Annotated in this window: 11 protein-coding genes and 1 pseudogene; 3 read left to right on the forward strand and 9 right to left on the reverse strand. The window is 59.8% G+C overall.

All coding sequences use genetic code 11. The features are described 5' to 3' along the window. Nucleotides 1-735: 735 nt before the first annotated feature. From GTA51_RS05210 to GTA51_RS05235, 6 genes are all read right to left on the reverse strand, one after another. Complete coding sequence (locus GTA51_RS05210) at nt 736-3,792, reverse strand: efflux RND transporter permease subunit (protein ID WP_160959279.1); 3,057 nt, start codon at nt 3,790-3,792, stop codon at nt 736-738. Beyond that, nucleotides 3,792-4,919, reverse strand: coding sequence for an efflux RND transporter periplasmic adaptor subunit (locus tag GTA51_RS05215; protein ID WP_160959281.1), 1,128 nt, complete (start codon nt 4,917-4,919; stop codon nt 3,792-3,794). The genes GTA51_RS05210 and GTA51_RS05215 overlap by 1 nt, the downstream gene beginning before the upstream one ends. A gap of 37 nt (nt 4,920-4,956) precedes the next feature. Continuing rightward, on the reverse strand, nt 4,957-5,580 hold the full coding sequence (locus GTA51_RS21385; RefSeq protein WP_160959282.1) for a TetR family transcriptional regulator: 624 nt from the start codon (nt 5,578-5,580) through the stop codon (nt 4,957-4,959). A gap of 603 nt (nt 5,581-6,183) precedes the next feature. After that, on the reverse strand, nt 6,184-7,041 hold the full coding sequence (locus tag GTA51_RS05225) for a transporter (RefSeq protein WP_160959284.1): 858 nt from the start codon (nt 7,039-7,041) through the stop codon (nt 6,184-6,186). A gap of 187 nt (nt 7,042-7,228) precedes the next feature. Continuing rightward, entirely contained in the window at nt 7,229-8,428 is a 1,200-nt protein-coding gene (locus GTA51_RS05230; RefSeq protein ID WP_160959286.1) for an iron-containing alcohol dehydrogenase, read from the reverse strand. Between the two features lie 488 nt (nt 8,429-8,916). Beyond that, the gene (locus tag GTA51_RS05235) at nt 8,917-9,099 is read right to left on the reverse strand and encodes a transposase domain-containing protein (RefSeq protein ID WP_246197991.1); all 183 of its coding nucleotides are present in this window, start codon (nt 9,097-9,099) and stop codon (nt 8,917-8,919) included. A gap of 105 nt (nt 9,100-9,204) precedes the next feature. Here GTA51_RS05235 and GTA51_RS05240 point away from each other — a divergent pair, with 105 nt between their 5' ends. Continuing rightward, nucleotides 9,205-10,146 (forward strand): UDP-glucose 4-epimerase family protein, encoded by a 942-nt coding sequence (locus GTA51_RS05240; RefSeq protein ID WP_160959287.1) that lies wholly within the window; start codon nt 9,205-9,207, stop codon nt 10,144-10,146. 446 nt (nt 10,147-10,592) lie between these two features. Here GTA51_RS05240 and GTA51_RS21595 read toward each other — a convergent pair. After that, a pseudogene (locus GTA51_RS21595) lies at nt 10,593-10,838 on the reverse strand (Arm DNA-binding domain-containing protein); the annotation flags it as partial. A 313-nt stretch (nt 10,839-11,151) separates the two neighbouring features. Here GTA51_RS21595 and GTA51_RS21490 point away from each other — a divergent pair. Then, the gene (locus GTA51_RS21490) at nt 11,152-11,715 is read left to right on the forward strand and encodes a thermonuclease family protein (protein ID WP_369334277.1); all 564 of its coding nucleotides are present in this window, start codon (nt 11,152-11,154) and stop codon (nt 11,713-11,715) included. 87 nt (nt 11,716-11,802) lie between these two features. After that, a complete protein-coding gene (locus GTA51_RS05255) occupies nt 11,803-12,249 on the forward strand; it encodes a phospholipase D family nuclease (protein ID WP_246197992.1) in 447 nt (148 codons plus the stop codon). 316 nt (nt 12,250-12,565) lie between these two features. On the opposite strand, the gene aspT is transcribed toward GTA51_RS05255, so the two are convergent. Together aspT and GTA51_RS05265 are read right to left on the reverse strand one after the other, a co-directional pair. Next, a complete protein-coding gene (gene aspT, locus GTA51_RS05260) occupies nt 12,566-14,257 on the reverse strand; it encodes an aspartate-alanine antiporter (RefSeq protein WP_160959292.1) in 1,692 nt (563 codons plus the stop codon). A gap of 101 nt (nt 14,258-14,358) precedes the next feature. After that, nucleotides 14,359-15,960 (reverse strand): bifunctional aspartate transaminase/aspartate 4-decarboxylase, encoded by a 1,602-nt coding sequence (locus tag GTA51_RS05265; protein ID WP_160959294.1) that lies wholly within the window; start codon nt 15,958-15,960, stop codon nt 14,359-14,361. Nucleotides 15,961-15,990 lie beyond the last annotated feature (30 nt).

The raw sequence follows: 15,990 nt of genomic DNA on the forward strand, positions 1-15,990 counted from the left end.
AGTCGTTCACAGGAAGCCTCCGTCTGTTTGAACTTTGAGCGGTTCAAGCGATGGAGGCTTCCGATTCCCGGAACTGTCAAACTTTGTGAGTCCCCCGGCAGAGCCGGGGGTTTACTCGTTATTATTATGTTCGGAGCAATTCGTTGCTGGATCGACTATGTCCATTTTTTCTGTAAGTTTAAGTCCAGAAGTTGGTTTTGATCCAAATTGTATGCCGTTAAAGCTGTTTGGTAATGGCTCAAACGAGTATGCTGAGGCATGGAGTCCTAAAATAATACACAGAAATAAAACAGAAGCTGAGAACGATTTGAGATAAGGTTTGCTTGTTGTCATTGAGTCATCCTCCTCATTGTATACGTTGAAATCAATAATTACGATTGGACCAAAATATGGTCAAGCGTTAGGTTGTCGCGTCTCCCAGTTTAATGGCACGTCGGGAGGGAGTGTACGGACTGGTGGCGCAATTTTGAGCCGCGAGGTTACCGGGCACTGAACACAGATTTGTGTCAAGCGCCGGGTGGACCTCGACGAATTGGCCGGGGTAGGGGAGGTGTGGAGAAAGGTGCAGCAATTTCGGGTATATGAGAAAATATAATTTATTAAGTCGTGTAAAAACAGAGTGTTAAATGTGTTTGAATGGTCCCCGTCCTCCAAGTATTTTCAAGCGGGTACAACACAATGTGTTGTAACCGCTTTTCTGTTTTGTCCCATTGGCCCCGCTCTGGTCCCATGGTCCTATTGGGGCGGTCTCTGGATACGAAACACCATGGCATAGAGCGCCGGCGTAAACAGCAGGGTCAACAGGGTCGCCACCAAAAGCCCGCCCATGATGGCAAAGGCCATGGGTCCCCAAAAAACGTTTCGTGTGAGGGGAATCATGGCCAGGATCGCCGCCAGCGCCGTCAATACCACCGGCCGGCTCCGCCGCAGGGTGGCACCAATGACAGCCTCCCAGGGCGCAATCGCGTCCCGCCTGTCCTGGGAGATCTGATCCACGAGGATGACGGTGTTGCGCATGATCATGCCGGCCAGGGAGAGGACACCGAGCATGGCCACAAAACCGAAGGGCCGGTTAAAGGCAAGCAACGCGCCAACCGCCCCGATCAGCCCCAGGGGAGCCGTGGAGACGACGAGAAACAGACTCGGGAAGCTTTGCAACTGAAACATCAACAGCACGAGCATGACCCCGGCCATCAGCGGCAACAGTACCACGATGGCGGCATTGGCCTTGCTGCTTTCCTCAAGGGCCCCGCCGGTTTCGATACGGTAGCCCGGCGGGAGCGTCTTTTCGATGGGCTTAAGCCGGGGCAGGATTTCCATGGAGACGTCCGGCGGCTGCACCCCGTCGATGACTTCCGCCCGGACGGTGATATTGAGGTCGCGGTTTTGCCGCCACAGGATGGGTTCCTCGGCGATATATTGAATTTTGGCCACCTGGGAGAGGGGAATGGGCTGGCCGTTGCGGGCGCTGATCGTCAGATCGGCGAGGATTTCCGGGCGCAGGCGTTCCTCGGGAACGGCCCGGGCAACGATATTGACCAATTCGGTGCCGTCCCGGACCTGGGAGATGGTGACCCCGGACAGGAGCATCTGGAGGGCCTCGGCGATATCCTGCGGGGTCAGGCCGAGCACCCTGGCCCGGTCCTGGTCCACCACCAGCCGGATGGCTTTGGCCTGCTCGTTCCAGTCCAGATTGACATCATAGACCTTGGGATTGGCCCGCATGACCTCGCGGACCTCGTAAGCAATGGCCCGAACCTTGAGCGGGTCCGGCCCGATGACTCGAAATTGCACGGGAAATCCCACTGGCGGCCCCAAAAAGAGCGTCGTCACCCGCACCCGGGCCTGGGAGAGGCCACCCGTGGCGACAAAGGCCTCGACGCGGTTTTTCAGCTGGTCCCGGGCCTGGGCATCCCTGGTATTGAGGACGACGACACCGTAGCTGGCATTGGGCAGCTCCGGGGCCATGGGCAGGAACCAGCGCGGCGGACCGGAGCCGATATAGCTGGTGGCGCTCCTAATGGCAGCATCGTCCTTGAGGAACGTCTCCATGGTTTCTATCGCAGCGGCTGTGGCCTTAAAGGACGAGCCTTCCGGCAAACGCATTTCCACCAGAAGTTCCGCACGTGAAGAGGCCGGAAAAAACTGGAGCGACAGAAAGGCCGCGCCGACGCAGGCCAGGAGGAAAAGCCCCAAGGTCGCGCCAACCACGATGTTGCGGTGCATGACGCACCAGGTGATGCAGGTGCGCAGGCGTTTATATGTCGGGGTTTCGTAAATGGCGTCGCCACCCTCATGGGCCGCGCCGTGAAACTGCGGCAACAGCTTGTAGCCCAGGTAGGGCGTGAATACCACGGCCACGAGCCAGGATGAGAGCAGGGCGATGGTCACCACCCAGAAAATGCCGCCAGCGTATTCTCCAGAGGACGACTTGGCCAGTCCGACGGGCAGAAAGCCGGCGGCCGTGACCAGCGTGCCGGTCAGCATGGGAAAGGCCGTGGCGTTCCAGGCGAAGGTGGCAGCCTTGATCCGGTCAAATCCCTGCTCCATTTTCACCACCATCATCTCGACCGAAATGATGGCATCATCCACCAGCAGGCCCAGGGCGATGATGAGCGCGCCAAGCGATATTCGTTCAAGGCTCATGCCAAGCGCAGACATGATCGCCAGAACCATGGACAGCACCAGCGGCACGGCCAGGGCCACGACAATGCCTGTGCGCCAGCCCAGCGACAGGAAGCTCACGGCCAGGACGATGACCAGGGCCTCAAGAAACGAGCGGAGGAATTCGGACACCGAGTCATCGACCACTTCCGCCTGATCTGCCACCGTGCTGATGGTAAAGCCCAGGGGCAGGTCTTTGCGGATGTGCTCCATGGCTTGGTTGAGGCGCTGGCCAAGCTCCAGGATATTGCCGCCCTTGGCCATAACCACGCCCAGGGCGATGGCCGGCTTGCCTGCATGCCGGACAATAAACGTCGGCGGATCCTGGGCGTCCCGGCGCAAGGCGGCGATGTCCCCGAGCCGGAACACCTTGCCGGCATGTTGGATGGGCACTTCCGCCAGGGCCTGGGCACCGGTCAGTGCGCCGTCCACGCGCAGATGGATGGTGTCCGTATCCGTGTCCAGATTGCCGGCCGGTGTCACGGCATTCTGTCGTGCGATGGAGTTGAAAACGGTCTGGGCCGTAAGGCCAAGGGTGGCCAGTTTGGCGTGGTTGAGCTCCACGAAAATGCACTCGGCCTGTTCCCCGTAAAAGCGGACCTTGGTCACGGAAGGCACGCGCAGCAAGGCCTGGCGGATGTTTTCGGCCTCGTCCTTGAGTTCACGCATGGTGAAGCCGTCGCCTGTAAGCAGATAGAGCACAGAGTCCACATCGCCAAACTCGTCATTAAAAAACGGACCGAGCACGCCCGTGGGCAAAGTGCCCTTGATGTCGCCCACGCGTTTTCGGGCCTGGTACCAGCTCTCGCCCACTGCCGTTGCCGGCGCGCTGTCCCGCAGGATCAGCTGCATGACCACGCTGTCCGGCCGGCAGTAGGTTTTCACCTTGTCGAAATACGGGACTTCCTGGAGCTTTTTCTCGATGGGATCGGCCACCAGACGCTGCATCTCGTCAGCCGTGGCCCCGGGCCAGTTGGCGCTTACGATCATCGACTTGACAGTGAATTCGGGGTCCTCGGCCCGCCCGAGCTGCAAATAGGACCAGATGCCGGCCAGGGATACGACGAGGATGAGAAAGAGCGTGAGCGGCCGGTGGGTGACGGCCCACTCCGACAGGTTTAAGCGCATTACTTGCCGCTCTCCTTCGGCGCGTCGGCCAGACGGACGGTCATGCCGGCATCGAGCTTCTGGACGCCGGAGGTGACAATGGCGTCGCCGGTGGCAAGCTGCCCGAGTACGAAGGCATCCCGGTCGGAGTAGTGGTCAATCGTCACGGGCCGAAGCGCCAGTCGCCCGGTCTGCGGTTCGACAATCCACACGCCAGGGCCGCCGCCCTGGTTAAATAGGGCGCTGGCCGGAATGCGGAAGATACGTCCGTTGGCGGGAGCTGTCAGACGCAGGGTCGCGGTCATGCCCAGGCGTACCGCGTCGTCGGTGTCCGGCAGCGCATAGCGTACGGCATAGGTCCGGGTGGCCGGATCAGCGGCCGGGGCGGTTTCCCGCAACACGGCCCGATAGCGTACGTCCCGGTTGGACCAGAGGGTTATTTCCGCGGTGGTATCCTTAATGTCCTGCAGCCGCCGTTCGGGAATGTCAGCCTGGACTTCCAGCGCGCCGTCCCTGGCTATGGCCACGACGCTCTGGCCCAGGGACACGACCTGCCCGGCCTCGGCATTGACTTTGGTGACCACTCCGTCTGTGCTGGCCAGGAGATTGGCGTAGCCAAGCTGGCTCACGGCCAGCTTGTGGGTTCGCTCCGCTTTCTCCAGACGCGCCCGGGCCTCCTCGCCGGCAAGATGCTTCAGATCGTATTCGGACTGGCTGACCACATGCCGGGCCAGCAGTGTGGTATAGCGCTGTTCCTCGGTGGCGGCCTGCTCCTGGTTGGAAATAGCGGCCTTCCATTCCGCCAGGGTGCTTTCCGTCGCCAGCCGGAGGTCTTTTTCATCAAGGCCGGCCAGCACCTGCCCGGCATGGACGCGGTCTCCGACATCCACCAGCCGTTTTTCGATTCGCCCCCCCACCCGGAAGGATTCCTCCACCTCATGGCGCGCCACGATCACGCCGGAATAGGTGCGGTTCTCAACCCCCGAGTCCTGACTGACCCGCATGGTCCTGACCACAGGAACAGCCGGACGGTTGCCGCCGGCTTCCTTGCAGCCGGGCAGCAAGAGGCAAAACACAAGGGGGAAAAATCTCGCCCAACGGATCGCCACTGTGGATTGGGGCGACAGGGATTTGGTGCGCAAAGGCATAGCAGACGCCATCCAGGTTGGAAGGTGGAAAGGGTATTCAGGCTTTGGCGCTCAGGCCATAAAAAAGAAGATCAAGGAGTTGTTCAAGCTCCTCCAGCATACTGCCGTCACCGTCTGTTTCGTTCATTCGATGTTCAAGAAGGGATGGATACAGGAAAACAGCCAGAGCTTCATGGATGGCGATTGCCATTTTGGAGGCGTCCATTTGACGAAATTCCCCGGCGGACATTCCTTGCTCAAGAATTATAGAGATATTATCACACATGCGGTAGCTGTGTTGTTGTACGACATCCCAGTGTTCGTCCATGGCCACGGCAACCATGTCGTAGAGTTTTCTTTCCTTGATAATGCTGCGCTTGATGATGGTATGGTAGGCGATGATGAAGCGGGTCAGCCTCTCAGTCGCCGTGCTTTCTCCGCCAAGCGATGCCAAGCTTTGGGCTTCGATACTGTGCACCAGCCGGTCGCAAATCGCTTCGTTTATGGCCGCCTTGGTGGCGAAATAGCGATAGACATTGGCCGGGCTCATGCCCAGGGCTTTGGCGATGTCCGCCACGGTGGTCTTGGCGTATCCTATATCCCGGAAAAGCTGTTCGGCCGTGGCAACAATGCGCTGCTTGATGGCTTCGGCATCGAGTTCGGAAGTTTTTTTACGTCCCACGTGTCGCCTTCTCTGGTTGTGGCCCCTGCGGTCCGGGGCTCAATCTTGATTTAAATTTAATGATGATTTTTATGATTTATCATTTTATAAGTCAAGGCATTTCGCGCCGCCATTTAACAAGATGAAATTGCAGTGTTTTCTAGGTGCTCATGGTGCGGTGGGCCGTCTCGAGAGCTTCACGAGCCTTGATGCGGCGGAGGGGGGCAGCAGTTTGGGAGCCAGGATGTCGCGGATGGGGCGCGCGCCTGTCGCGTGGTGGTCTGGATGGCAACGGGCCAAACGCCCCCCAGGATGCAGACACCAAGGAGAGGGGATTCGTACCATGCCGACAGTATCATTTTTAACGGGAATCAGCCAATGAACTTCGTGGCTTTCAACTCTGGAAAGATAGGCCAGTGATCAAGGGGCTTGTCCTTTAAAACAAGCCCCAGGTAGCGTTTGGCGCAGCCAATCCAATCCTGTAAGGATGCAGTCCACCTGCATGAAGCGCCAGATGCAAGTTGATGAGAGGCACCTATGGCGATTCTGAACCACATTCGTTTCAAATCAGAAGGCTTTTTCTTCTTAATGAACGCTGTTTAAGCTTGTCGCCACAGCTGTTTATTAGAATATAAACCCAAGGCGCGCTCCGAATGAACTGGTCATGATGCCGTTGTACACGCTGGCGTCGGTCTTGCCGTTGATCATCAGCTGGGTGTGCGGCGTGAGCATGTAAGCGAACGAAAGCCCCAAGGTGTGGGAGTCGACCCAGTCCTTTTGCCATGTATCGTTGATTGTAGTCTCACCCCCGTGGAGGTAGTAGTAGTCGAAGGAACCGAAGAAGTCCTTTGTAAAATTGTAGCTCAAATGGGTTTCTCCGCCGTACGAGGCGGCCTTGGACGAAGTGACCGTGCGGTTTTCCGCGTCCCGGGCGTCGTTGTTGTCGGAATAGAATTGGACATGCGCCGCGACTTCGAGCCAGGTGCTGTCGCCAAACCCTTTGGCGACGCAGACCTCGTGTTTGGTGGCCCAGCGGTTGGACCCGAAGTTCACCGGACTGTTGGGGTCATAGCGTCCGGTGGGAGCGGTCAGAAAAGGCGTGTAGGCGAAAATGAACTTGTATTCCTTGTTGTTGATGAACCAGATGGTGGCGGCGAAGGTGGCGTCGCCGAGTCCGCCCGAGGGACTCTTGATGAGATCGGCCTCGCCAAAGGGAAGGATGAGCTGTGGATCGACGGTGAACGGTCCGATGCTCGTGTAGTAGACGGGACGGAAGACGCCGACGTTGGCATAATAATTCGTATTGCCGCTGACTTTCGTTCCTTTGTGGTAGTAGTCGTTCCCGTAATAATGGTCGTAGTAAAAAGCGACAAAGACACTGCCCGGGTCCAGCGGCAGGTAATCCCTCGGGCTGTTGGCCAGGGCCAGGCCCGGCATGGTCAAGGCTGTGATCAGGGCCCACAGGCAGAATGTATTTCGCATGATCCTTCCCCCCTGAAGGTTTTGCGGAATGGCCGCAGGGCGACAGGTGCAACAGCGCCTGTCCGTCCGCAGGTGTTGTGTGGGCATGGACGGCGCGGGCTGGCGGACCCGTTTCGGGAAAGGTCACGGCCGTCATGCGGGCATGTCCAGGCCGGGGGACGGACTGGCCGCCCCCCGGTCGTCGTGGCTACAGTGAATTTTTAAAGATGCGTTCCACCACGGCCTCGTTCACCTTGATGGGGGCCAGGGGCAAGAGCACCTTGGACAGGGAAGATGCCATGGTCAATTTGACCAGAGCCGGGATGTCGGCCTCGGAGTAGTAGCCGGCCATGCTGGTGGACTGGCCCACACTGTGGCACCAGGCACGCAGCTTTTCCACCACGAAGTCGGTCTCGCTGGGTTCGCCCTTGAGGCCCGGGATAGCCGGCGAGAACAGGTCGGCGATGACTTCCGGCACGGCCGGATAAATCTCCTGGACGATGGCTGGCATAAGGATGCCCAGACCATCGCCGTGGGTGACCTTGGTGTTGATGGCGCTCATGGCGTGCTCCATGACGTGGGTGATGTGGAGCATGCCCTGGTAGAAGCTGATGCCGGCGATGGCCGAAGCATACATGAGCCAGTAGCGGGCCGTGAGGTTGGAGGGCTCGACAATGGCCGTCGGCAGGTACGTAATAACCAGCCGGATGGCCTCTTTGGACAGCTCGATGCAATAGGGCGTGGTCGTGATTGTGGTGGCCGCTTCCAGGGCATGGTTCACGGCATCCATGGAAGTGGAGATGGTCTGCGTGGTGGGCATGGTCGCCGTCAGGGCAGGGTCTTCAATGGTGTAGGTGGAAAAAATGTGCGGCGAAAAGATGGCGGGCTTGTCCTCGCCGTCGGACTGGGCCACGGCGCCGTAGCCGCACTCGGAGCCTGTTCCGTGAGAGGTGTTGATAAGAATGAGCGGCACGGCCCCGGTGATGGGTTCGCCCTTCTCGTAGAATTCCACGGCCTTTTTGCCGGGATGCTTTATGAGCACAGCGGCCGTCTTGGCCGTGTCCATGGCGCTGCCGCCGCCGATGGCGAGGATGGCGTCGGCCTTGAAGTCCAGGCCCATTGCAGCAGCGTCTTCGCAGTTGGTATAGGTGGGATTGGGCCGCACCTTGTCATAGTGCTTCCACTTCACGTTTTTGTTCAGGGCCGGCTCCACGCTGTTCCAGGCACCGCTGGCCTTGTAGGCGATGGAATCAGTGACCACGAGGATGTTCTTAATGCCTTTAAGGGCCATCTCCGCCAGAATGGAGTCGATCTTGGCAATGGCTCCAACCCCGAAATAGGTGATCGGCCTGGGTGTTTGCAGAACAAAAACCTTGTTGATGTCGATCTTTTTTTCCCAATGAGACATAGCTGGGCTCCTCGTTGCTGATTGTTTGCAATATTGCAAAAATCAAGGCATAAGATCTCCACGGCATCTCGATGCGAAACTATTTCAAGAGACTGTGCAAAGCGACTCGTCCTTGGCAGCCGCCTGCACCTTGCTTGCTTTATTGCAACAAATCGTCCAGGCCAGGGGACCAAGGGAAACATGGCCAAAGGGGGGGAGGGCCATCTGCGGTTGTCTGCTGAAAAAATGTATTTTTACAGGGTGATACTTGGCGGGCAATTATATAAAAAGCTTCAAGTGTATGTAAAATGTTTCTATATGCCAGTGCGTTAGAGTTTGTTGCGGGGAAAAGTATTTTTTAAAGCCAGAAAAGGATACCGTTGCACTCTCTCGACGAAATCATGTCCAATTTATGGACATGCAAGGCTAACATGCCCATGAATTGGACAAAGAAGTGTGAGCGCGCAATACGGCGTATCTTGCCAAGTCACGAGAAAAGGCGCAGGAGCTCAGGCAGCGATGAGCAGGAGACAGGGATCGAGGTGTAGGCCCCGGAGCGCCTTGCGTTTTGCATCGGTGGTGCCGGCCGGCAAGTGCTCGAAGCGGTGTCGCAGAGAGCGGCGTGGCTCCAGGCCGTTGGCCTTGACCGTATTGATGCGGCAGTAAAACGGCGGCCGAGGTGTGGGCTCCAAGTGGATGGCCTGAGAACAACCAGTTTTTGCGTCCCACGGCAAAGCGCTATGTCAAACAGAACACTCTCCAATCATTTGGGGTTTGTCCCTGAAACTGGTGACGTCATGCGTCCGCGTGTTTTTATTTCTGGAGCCTCGGGCTTCATCGGCCGGGCGTGCTGCGCCCGGTTGGTTCAATCCGGCTTTGGGGTCCGAGCCGGCTTGCGAAAATATTGCCAGTTGGCGGAAGGCGTTGAGCCGGCGATAGTGGGAGATCTGTCTGGCGCCACGCAGTTCAGCGACGCTTTGCGCGGCGTGGACGTGATCGTCCATCTTGCCTCGCGGGTCCATATGCTGCGCGACACGGCCAGGGATAAACTGCAGGCCTTCCGGCTGGTCAATGTCGAGGGGACATTAACCCTTGCCCGCCAAGCGGCCTTGGCCGGGGTGAAGCGTTTCGTCTTCATCAGCTCGATCGGCGTTAACGGGACGCAGACCTTTGCTTCCCCGTTTGGTCCCGACGACGCGCCGAGGCCAAATTCACCCTATGCCAGATCAAAATTCGAGGCTGAAACCGGCCTGCGAAAGATTGCCGATCAGTCGTCCTTGGAAGTTGTCATCATTCGCCCCCCCCTGGTCTATGGTCCAGGCGCACCAGGAAATTTCGGCGTACTCATTCGCTTGCTGCAACGCGGTTGGCCGTTGCCGTTCGGCAGTGTCCGCAACAAACGCAGTTATGTTTTCCTGGACAATCTCGTGGATCTGATCGCCACCTGCGTCGTGCATTCGCAGGCAGCCAACGAGACGTTCTTGGTGTCCGATGGGGACGACCTCTCTACTCCCGAATTGATGCTGCGCCTGGGCCGGTTTATGGACAGGCCGGCCAAACTTGTGCCTGTGCCGCCGGTGCTGCTGCGGTCCGGCGCAAGAATCCTTGGCCGGCCGGAAATATATAGCAGGCTCTGCGGCTCCCTGCAGGTCGACATCAGCAAAACCATCAGTCTCCTGCAATGGACGCCGCCGATCAGTGTGAACGAAGGTTTGCGACGCGCGTCCAGAAGACTCTAACTGCCGGTCTCTTGGGCGGTTGGGCCAAATCCGCTCTTGCCTTCTTGGTCATCATAGGTAAGCGCCTGACAAGGCGCATCCTGTCAGGTCGAGAGGAAAGCGTCAGAAGCTCAGGCAGAGATGATCAGGGAGCAGGGATCAAGATATTGGGGGAGGAGGGCCTTGCGTTGGGCATCGGTCGTTGCCGCCGGCAAGTGCTCAAAGATGCGCCACTCGGCCTTGTCGAAGTCGACTTCCGACCATTTGGCATGGCGCAGCTCGCCAGGGCGCACGGACAGCATCGGGGCCAGCCGCAGCACGCTCATGGTCACAAAATCGAAGCGGCGAATGGTCCGGTCGGCATGGGAGGCGGTCCAGTTCTCCTTGAACTTTGAGAACCATTCCCGCGCCACCTTCTCAAAGCTCACGGCGTCGGCGGCGATTCCGGCTTTATCTTCTTTGCGTAGGGCGCTCGGGCAAATTCCGTTGGCGATGAGCTTTCGGGCGTCGTCGCGTCGCTCTCGGGCGTCCTTGAGGGACACGTCAGGATAGACGCCGAGGGAGATTTTTTTTTCCTTGCCCCCAAGTCGATACTTGAGACGCCACCACTTGCCCCCAGCAGTGGCAACTTCCAGATAGAGGCCGCCGCCATCGAACAATTTGATGGCGGCGGCTCCCGGTTTAGCGTTGCGGACAGCGGTATCTGTGAGCATGTGGGGCAACTTCTGGCGGAAATTTTCATGTCCAGCCTTGTTGCCCCAATTGTTGCCCCCAGAGTGGGCGGATGTCACCGGACCTAAAAAGACGAAGCCGGACTATCTCTAGCCCGGCTTCATGCTGAAATCTTTGGTCTTTTGGACTTTATCGGATCGTGTTGGAAGGTCTTTTGGGGTGGGGACAACCACATTGGTTCTTTAACATGCTTGTATGTTTTATAAAGATTGATTCTTGTTTTGGCGGTTATACGTAAAGTTATACGGTTTTTGAGAGCGCTGGAAAATATTTTCCGACTCCACCTTGTCCGCCATGGGCGGGGGGGGGGGGCGCTCGACCTCCCCGGCTTGGCATAAGCGCTTATCTCGCCTGCGCCCGAAACCGATATGCACGAGGACCAGCAATGCCCCGCCACCTGTCCGCACTCCTCTGGCTGGTCCTGACTCCTGGGTCTTCTCCTGTCCCCGCCTCAAATCCACGCAGTGGACTCCTGGCAGGGGAAGGTGGTGGGTGTCGTGGACGGCGCGACCCTGGGTGGCCAAGTCCGATGGTCAGGTCGAGCGTGTCAGGCTCTTCGCAATCGGCGTCCCCGCAGCCGGGCAAGCCGCAGCCGATGCGGCGCAAAGGCGGACGGCGTCATGGTGCCGCCAATGGGGGGACGTGGCCGAAGTCCGGCCGATGGGACATGACCGCGAAGGCCGGGTGGTCGCCCGGGTCCTCGTAGGCCGGGAAGACGTGGCCGAGGTGCTCACGAAGGCTTGCCTTGCCATTGTGGACATGCGGCGTTGCCGAGAGCAGTTCACCCCGGAATGCGTCTCCTGGAACGCCTGGGAGCTTCAATGTCGAGATGAAAAAAAGGGGCTCTGGGCACAATGACCAGTCAAATCGTAAGGAAGGGCATCCTCGCCGCGCTCCTCTTTGTCCTGCCGGTGTTTCCTTCCTTCGCCTACGACCTGACCCTCAATGACACCCCCGTCAGCCTGTATTTCAGCCCCAGAGGCGGCGGGCAAAAGGCCATCATTGAGTGCCCTCGGGCAGGCGAAGGAAAGCGTCTACGTCCAGGCCTACAGCTTCACGAGTGCCCCTCATTGCCAAGGCCCTGGTGGACGCGGCCAAGCGCGGGTGAAGGTCGAAGCCCTTCTGGACAAGAGCCAGCGGAGGGCGACCTACACAGGGGCGTCCTTCCTGAAAAACGCGGGTATCCCGGTCTACATCGACGTGGCCCACGCCATCGCCCACAACAAGGTCATGGTGGTCGACGGGCAGACGGTCGTGACGGGGAGCTTCAACTTTACGAAAGCGGCCGAGGAGCGAAACGCCGAGAATCTGCTCATCATTAAGGACAAGGGGCTGGCCCGGCTTTACATGGAAAACTGGGAGCGGCACAAAGATCATTCGGAGGATTATTGAGAACCACCATATTTATCTCGCAGGCCCGCTCTTCACCCACGCCGGCCGGGCATCTGGCCGCGCTACGCGACCAGCTGTGCTGGCTCCCAGACGGCCAGTGAGCCCTCGTAATCCTTCACCGAGAAGTAACCGAAGCCGCGAATCTCCACGGCAGCAGTCCCAGTAGGTATGCAGTTTCAATAGCGGCCGGCTGGTCCTGGCCCAGGACCAGCCGGCCGATACAAGAATATTTCCCGGCGGCTCCAGGCCTCTCCCCAAGAACTCAGGGGTCGTCGCTGGCTTCGTCGTAACGGCTGTCTGCAAGGGGGGCGGCACCTTAGCGCAACAGCAGCACCATGACCAGCCCCCACATGGTCAGCAGGGTGTTGCTGATGGCATAGGGCACGGTATAGCCAAGCATGGGGATGGTGCTTTGGGCTGCGTCGTTGACCATGCCGACCGAGGCCGTGCTGGTGCGCGCCCCGCCGCAGCAGCCAAGGTTTAGGGCCGGGTCGATTTTAAAGACATGCTTGGCGAGAAGCGGGGCCAGGAGCATGGGCACGGCCGTGGCCACGGCCCCCCAGAAAAAAAGGCCCCAGCCGGCGGACTTGAGGCCGGCGATAAAGCTTGGTCCCGAGGAGATACCGACCACGGCGATGAAGGTATTAAGGCCCACGGAATTCATGAACCACAGCGACGGGGCCGGGATGCGACCGAAGGTGGGATGCACCGAGCGCAGCCAGCCGGCCACAAGGCCCAGGATCAGCGCCCCGCCGGAGGAGGACAGGGTGATGGGGATGCCGGAAACCGGCACCGTGACCGACCCCAGGACGCCGCCCAGGGCAATGGCCAGCCCGACAAAGACCATGTCGGTCATGTTCGAGGGCCGGTCCTCGTAACCGAGCTGGGCGGCCAGCCGGTCCAGGTGGTTGGTGGTGCCGGACACCTTCAGGATGTCGCCCCGGTAGAGCTTGGTCTGGGCCAGGATCGGGATGTCGATGCCAGCGGCTCCCCGGGTGATCTTGCGCAGGTGCACTCCCCGGGCAAAGGGTTCCTTGGCCAGATCCAGAAGCGTGCGACCGTTGACGCTTTTTTTGGTGATAACGAGATGGACCGATTCCAGGGGAATGGACAGCAGTTCACGATCCTCCACTTCCACAGCCAGCTTTTCCATGATGCCGACCAGGCTCTCGTGGTGCCCGGACACGGCCACCACGTCCCCGGCCCCAAGAACAGTGTCCGGCGTAAATTCGACGATCCGCCCTCCCTGGCGCAGCCGCTCCACAAAGACCGGCGGATTGGCCAGCTTTGATTCCACGGCTGCAACCGTCAGCCCGTCCAGGCGGCCGCCTTTTTCGACGGCATAGGCCCGGGCGTCGATGGCGTGCCAGGCCGAATGGATGCCGCCGGCCGGCGTGCCATGGGACAGTTTGGCCTCGTAGTCCCGGCAGGCCTTGGGCAGGTCGATGCCCAGGAGCTTGGGTCCGAGAAAGGCCAGAATCCAGCCCGTGCCCAGGGTGCCGAAGAAATAGCAGACCGCATAAGCCACCGGGATTTCCTTCAGCAGGGCCGACGCCTTGTCCGGCGGCAGCCCGAGCTTGCCGATGGCGTCTGTGGACAGGCCCATGGCGGCCGAAATGGTCTGCGCCCCGGCGAACAGCCCGGCCCCGAAACCGATGTCAAAGCCGCCAAGGCGCACACAGACGTAGGTCACTCCCAGACACAGCAGGCAGATGACCACGGCGAAAAGAGCCTGCGGCCCGCCGTCCGAGGCCAGCCCGCGCACGAACTGCGGCCCCACGCCGTAGCCGATGGCAAACAGGAACAGGATGAAAAAGACGGCCTTGACGTTCTCCGAGACCGGGATATCGAGCTGGCCGACCAGGACGCCGGTTAAAAGGACGCCGGTCACAGCACCCAGGCTGAAGTTCTTAAATTTAAGGCCGCCAACCCAATAGCCCAGGCCAAGGGTCAGGAAGATAGCCAGCTCGCTGTGCTGGCGCAGGGTGGTCACGATCCATTCAAGCATAGAATACCTCATGGGGCGCCTGGGCGGCCGGTTGGCACAATCAAAGGCGATTGCGCAAACCGGTCGCACGTTGTCGGCAGGGCCGCGTCAATCCGGGCCGGTTAGCGGGAAGCGTCCCACTCGGCTTTGTAGTCGGCCAGCAGCTCGCTGATGGCCTTGCCGATCTTGCCGTATTCCGGCGTGTCCAGGTTGGCCTGGGAGACCCGCACCGACATGGTGGGACCAGCAAACCCGCCGCCGTCCATGAGGACCACGTCCTTGTCCGCCGCCAGCCGCCAGACAAAGTCGATGGGTTCGTGGGCGTCGCGCAGCCAGTCGTCGAAGTCCTGGCCGTAGCGGGCTACGGCCAGTTTGTGGATGTCGATGGTGGTGTAGTAGCGGGCAAAGGAGTCGTCGGTGTCCGGGGCGGGGATGCCGATGCCGTCAAAAAGCGCTTCGTAGCGTTCCTTGACCAGTCCCTGGGCCTCCTGCTTGTAGAGGTGAAACTCCGTGTCGAGCAGTTCGGCCAGGGCGAAAAAGACCATCATGGCCTGCTGGGGCGTGGACAGGCCGGCGGTGTGATTAAGGGCCACGGCCCGGCTGTCGGCCACCAGCCGGTCGATGAGTTTAAGGCCGTCAGGGTTGGTGGCAATGGACTCGTAGCGTGTATGTAGGGCGGCGCGCTTGTCGGCCGGCAGGGTGGCGATCATGGCGTCAAGGACGTTGTCCTGGTACAGGCCGATGACCCCGAGCCGCCAGCCGGTGCAGCCGAAATATTTGGAGAAGGAATAGACCAGGATGGTGTTGCGCGGGGCAATGGCGGCCAGGGAGCGGAAGCCGTTGACGAAGGTGCCGTAGACGTCGTCGGTGAGGATGATGAGATCCTGGCGTTTGGTGCGTACCAGTTCGGCAATGGTTTGCAGGGAGGCTTCGGTGAGGCTCACCGACGGCGGATTGGACGGGTTGACTAGGAAGAAGGCCTTGACCGCCGGGTCGTGGAGTTTTTCCAGTTCCGCGTCCGGGAACTGCCAGCCCTTTTCCTCGTCCATGGCCACATCCACGCTGACCAGGCCGTAGTCGGCCAGGGGCGGAATTTCCAGGTAGGGCGAAAAGATGGGGGTGGCGATGGCCAGCTTGTCGCCAGGGTTGAGCAGTCCGTTTTCCTTAAGCGTATTGAAGATGTAGCTTATGGCCGCCGTGCCGCCTTCGACCAGGAAGAGGTCCATGGTCCCGGCCGGCGGGCGGCTGTCGAACATGGTCTCGTTGAGATAGGCCTGGATGACTTTTTCGGTCAGGGGCAGCACCCGGTCCGGGGTGGGGTAGTGGTCGCCTATGATGGCGTCGGCCAGTTCGCCCACAAAGGCGTCGCCGTCAAGAGAGAGCTTTCCGGTGGCGTAGGCGTAGGCATCGGCCAGGAACTGGGCGCCGTTGTGGTCGCCGTGGGCCTGACAAAAGGCCAGCAGGCGCGCCCCGCTGCCGGCTGCGGCCGGCGCGCCGGCCATGCCCGGCCGGCTCATGACCCGGCGGGCCTCGGCCAGGGCGAAGCTGCCAAACAGGAAATAGGCCTCGCGCGGGGCGGTGGCGATCCAGTTGGGATTGCCGCGCCCGGCATTAATCATCATTTTTTCATGGGCCGTCTGGGCCAGATCGGCCAGCTTGTTTTTCAGTTCAAAGGGGCTGAGGCTCTCGTAGCGTTTTTCCTCGTCGCGCTGTCCATCCTGCATGGGATCATCTCCGTGTCGGGGTTGATTCGT

The organism is Solidesulfovibrio aerotolerans, assembly GCF_009856865.1.
Taxonomy (GTDB): Bacteria; Desulfobacterota; Desulfovibrionia; order Desulfovibrionales; family Desulfovibrionaceae; genus Solidesulfovibrio; species Solidesulfovibrio aerotolerans.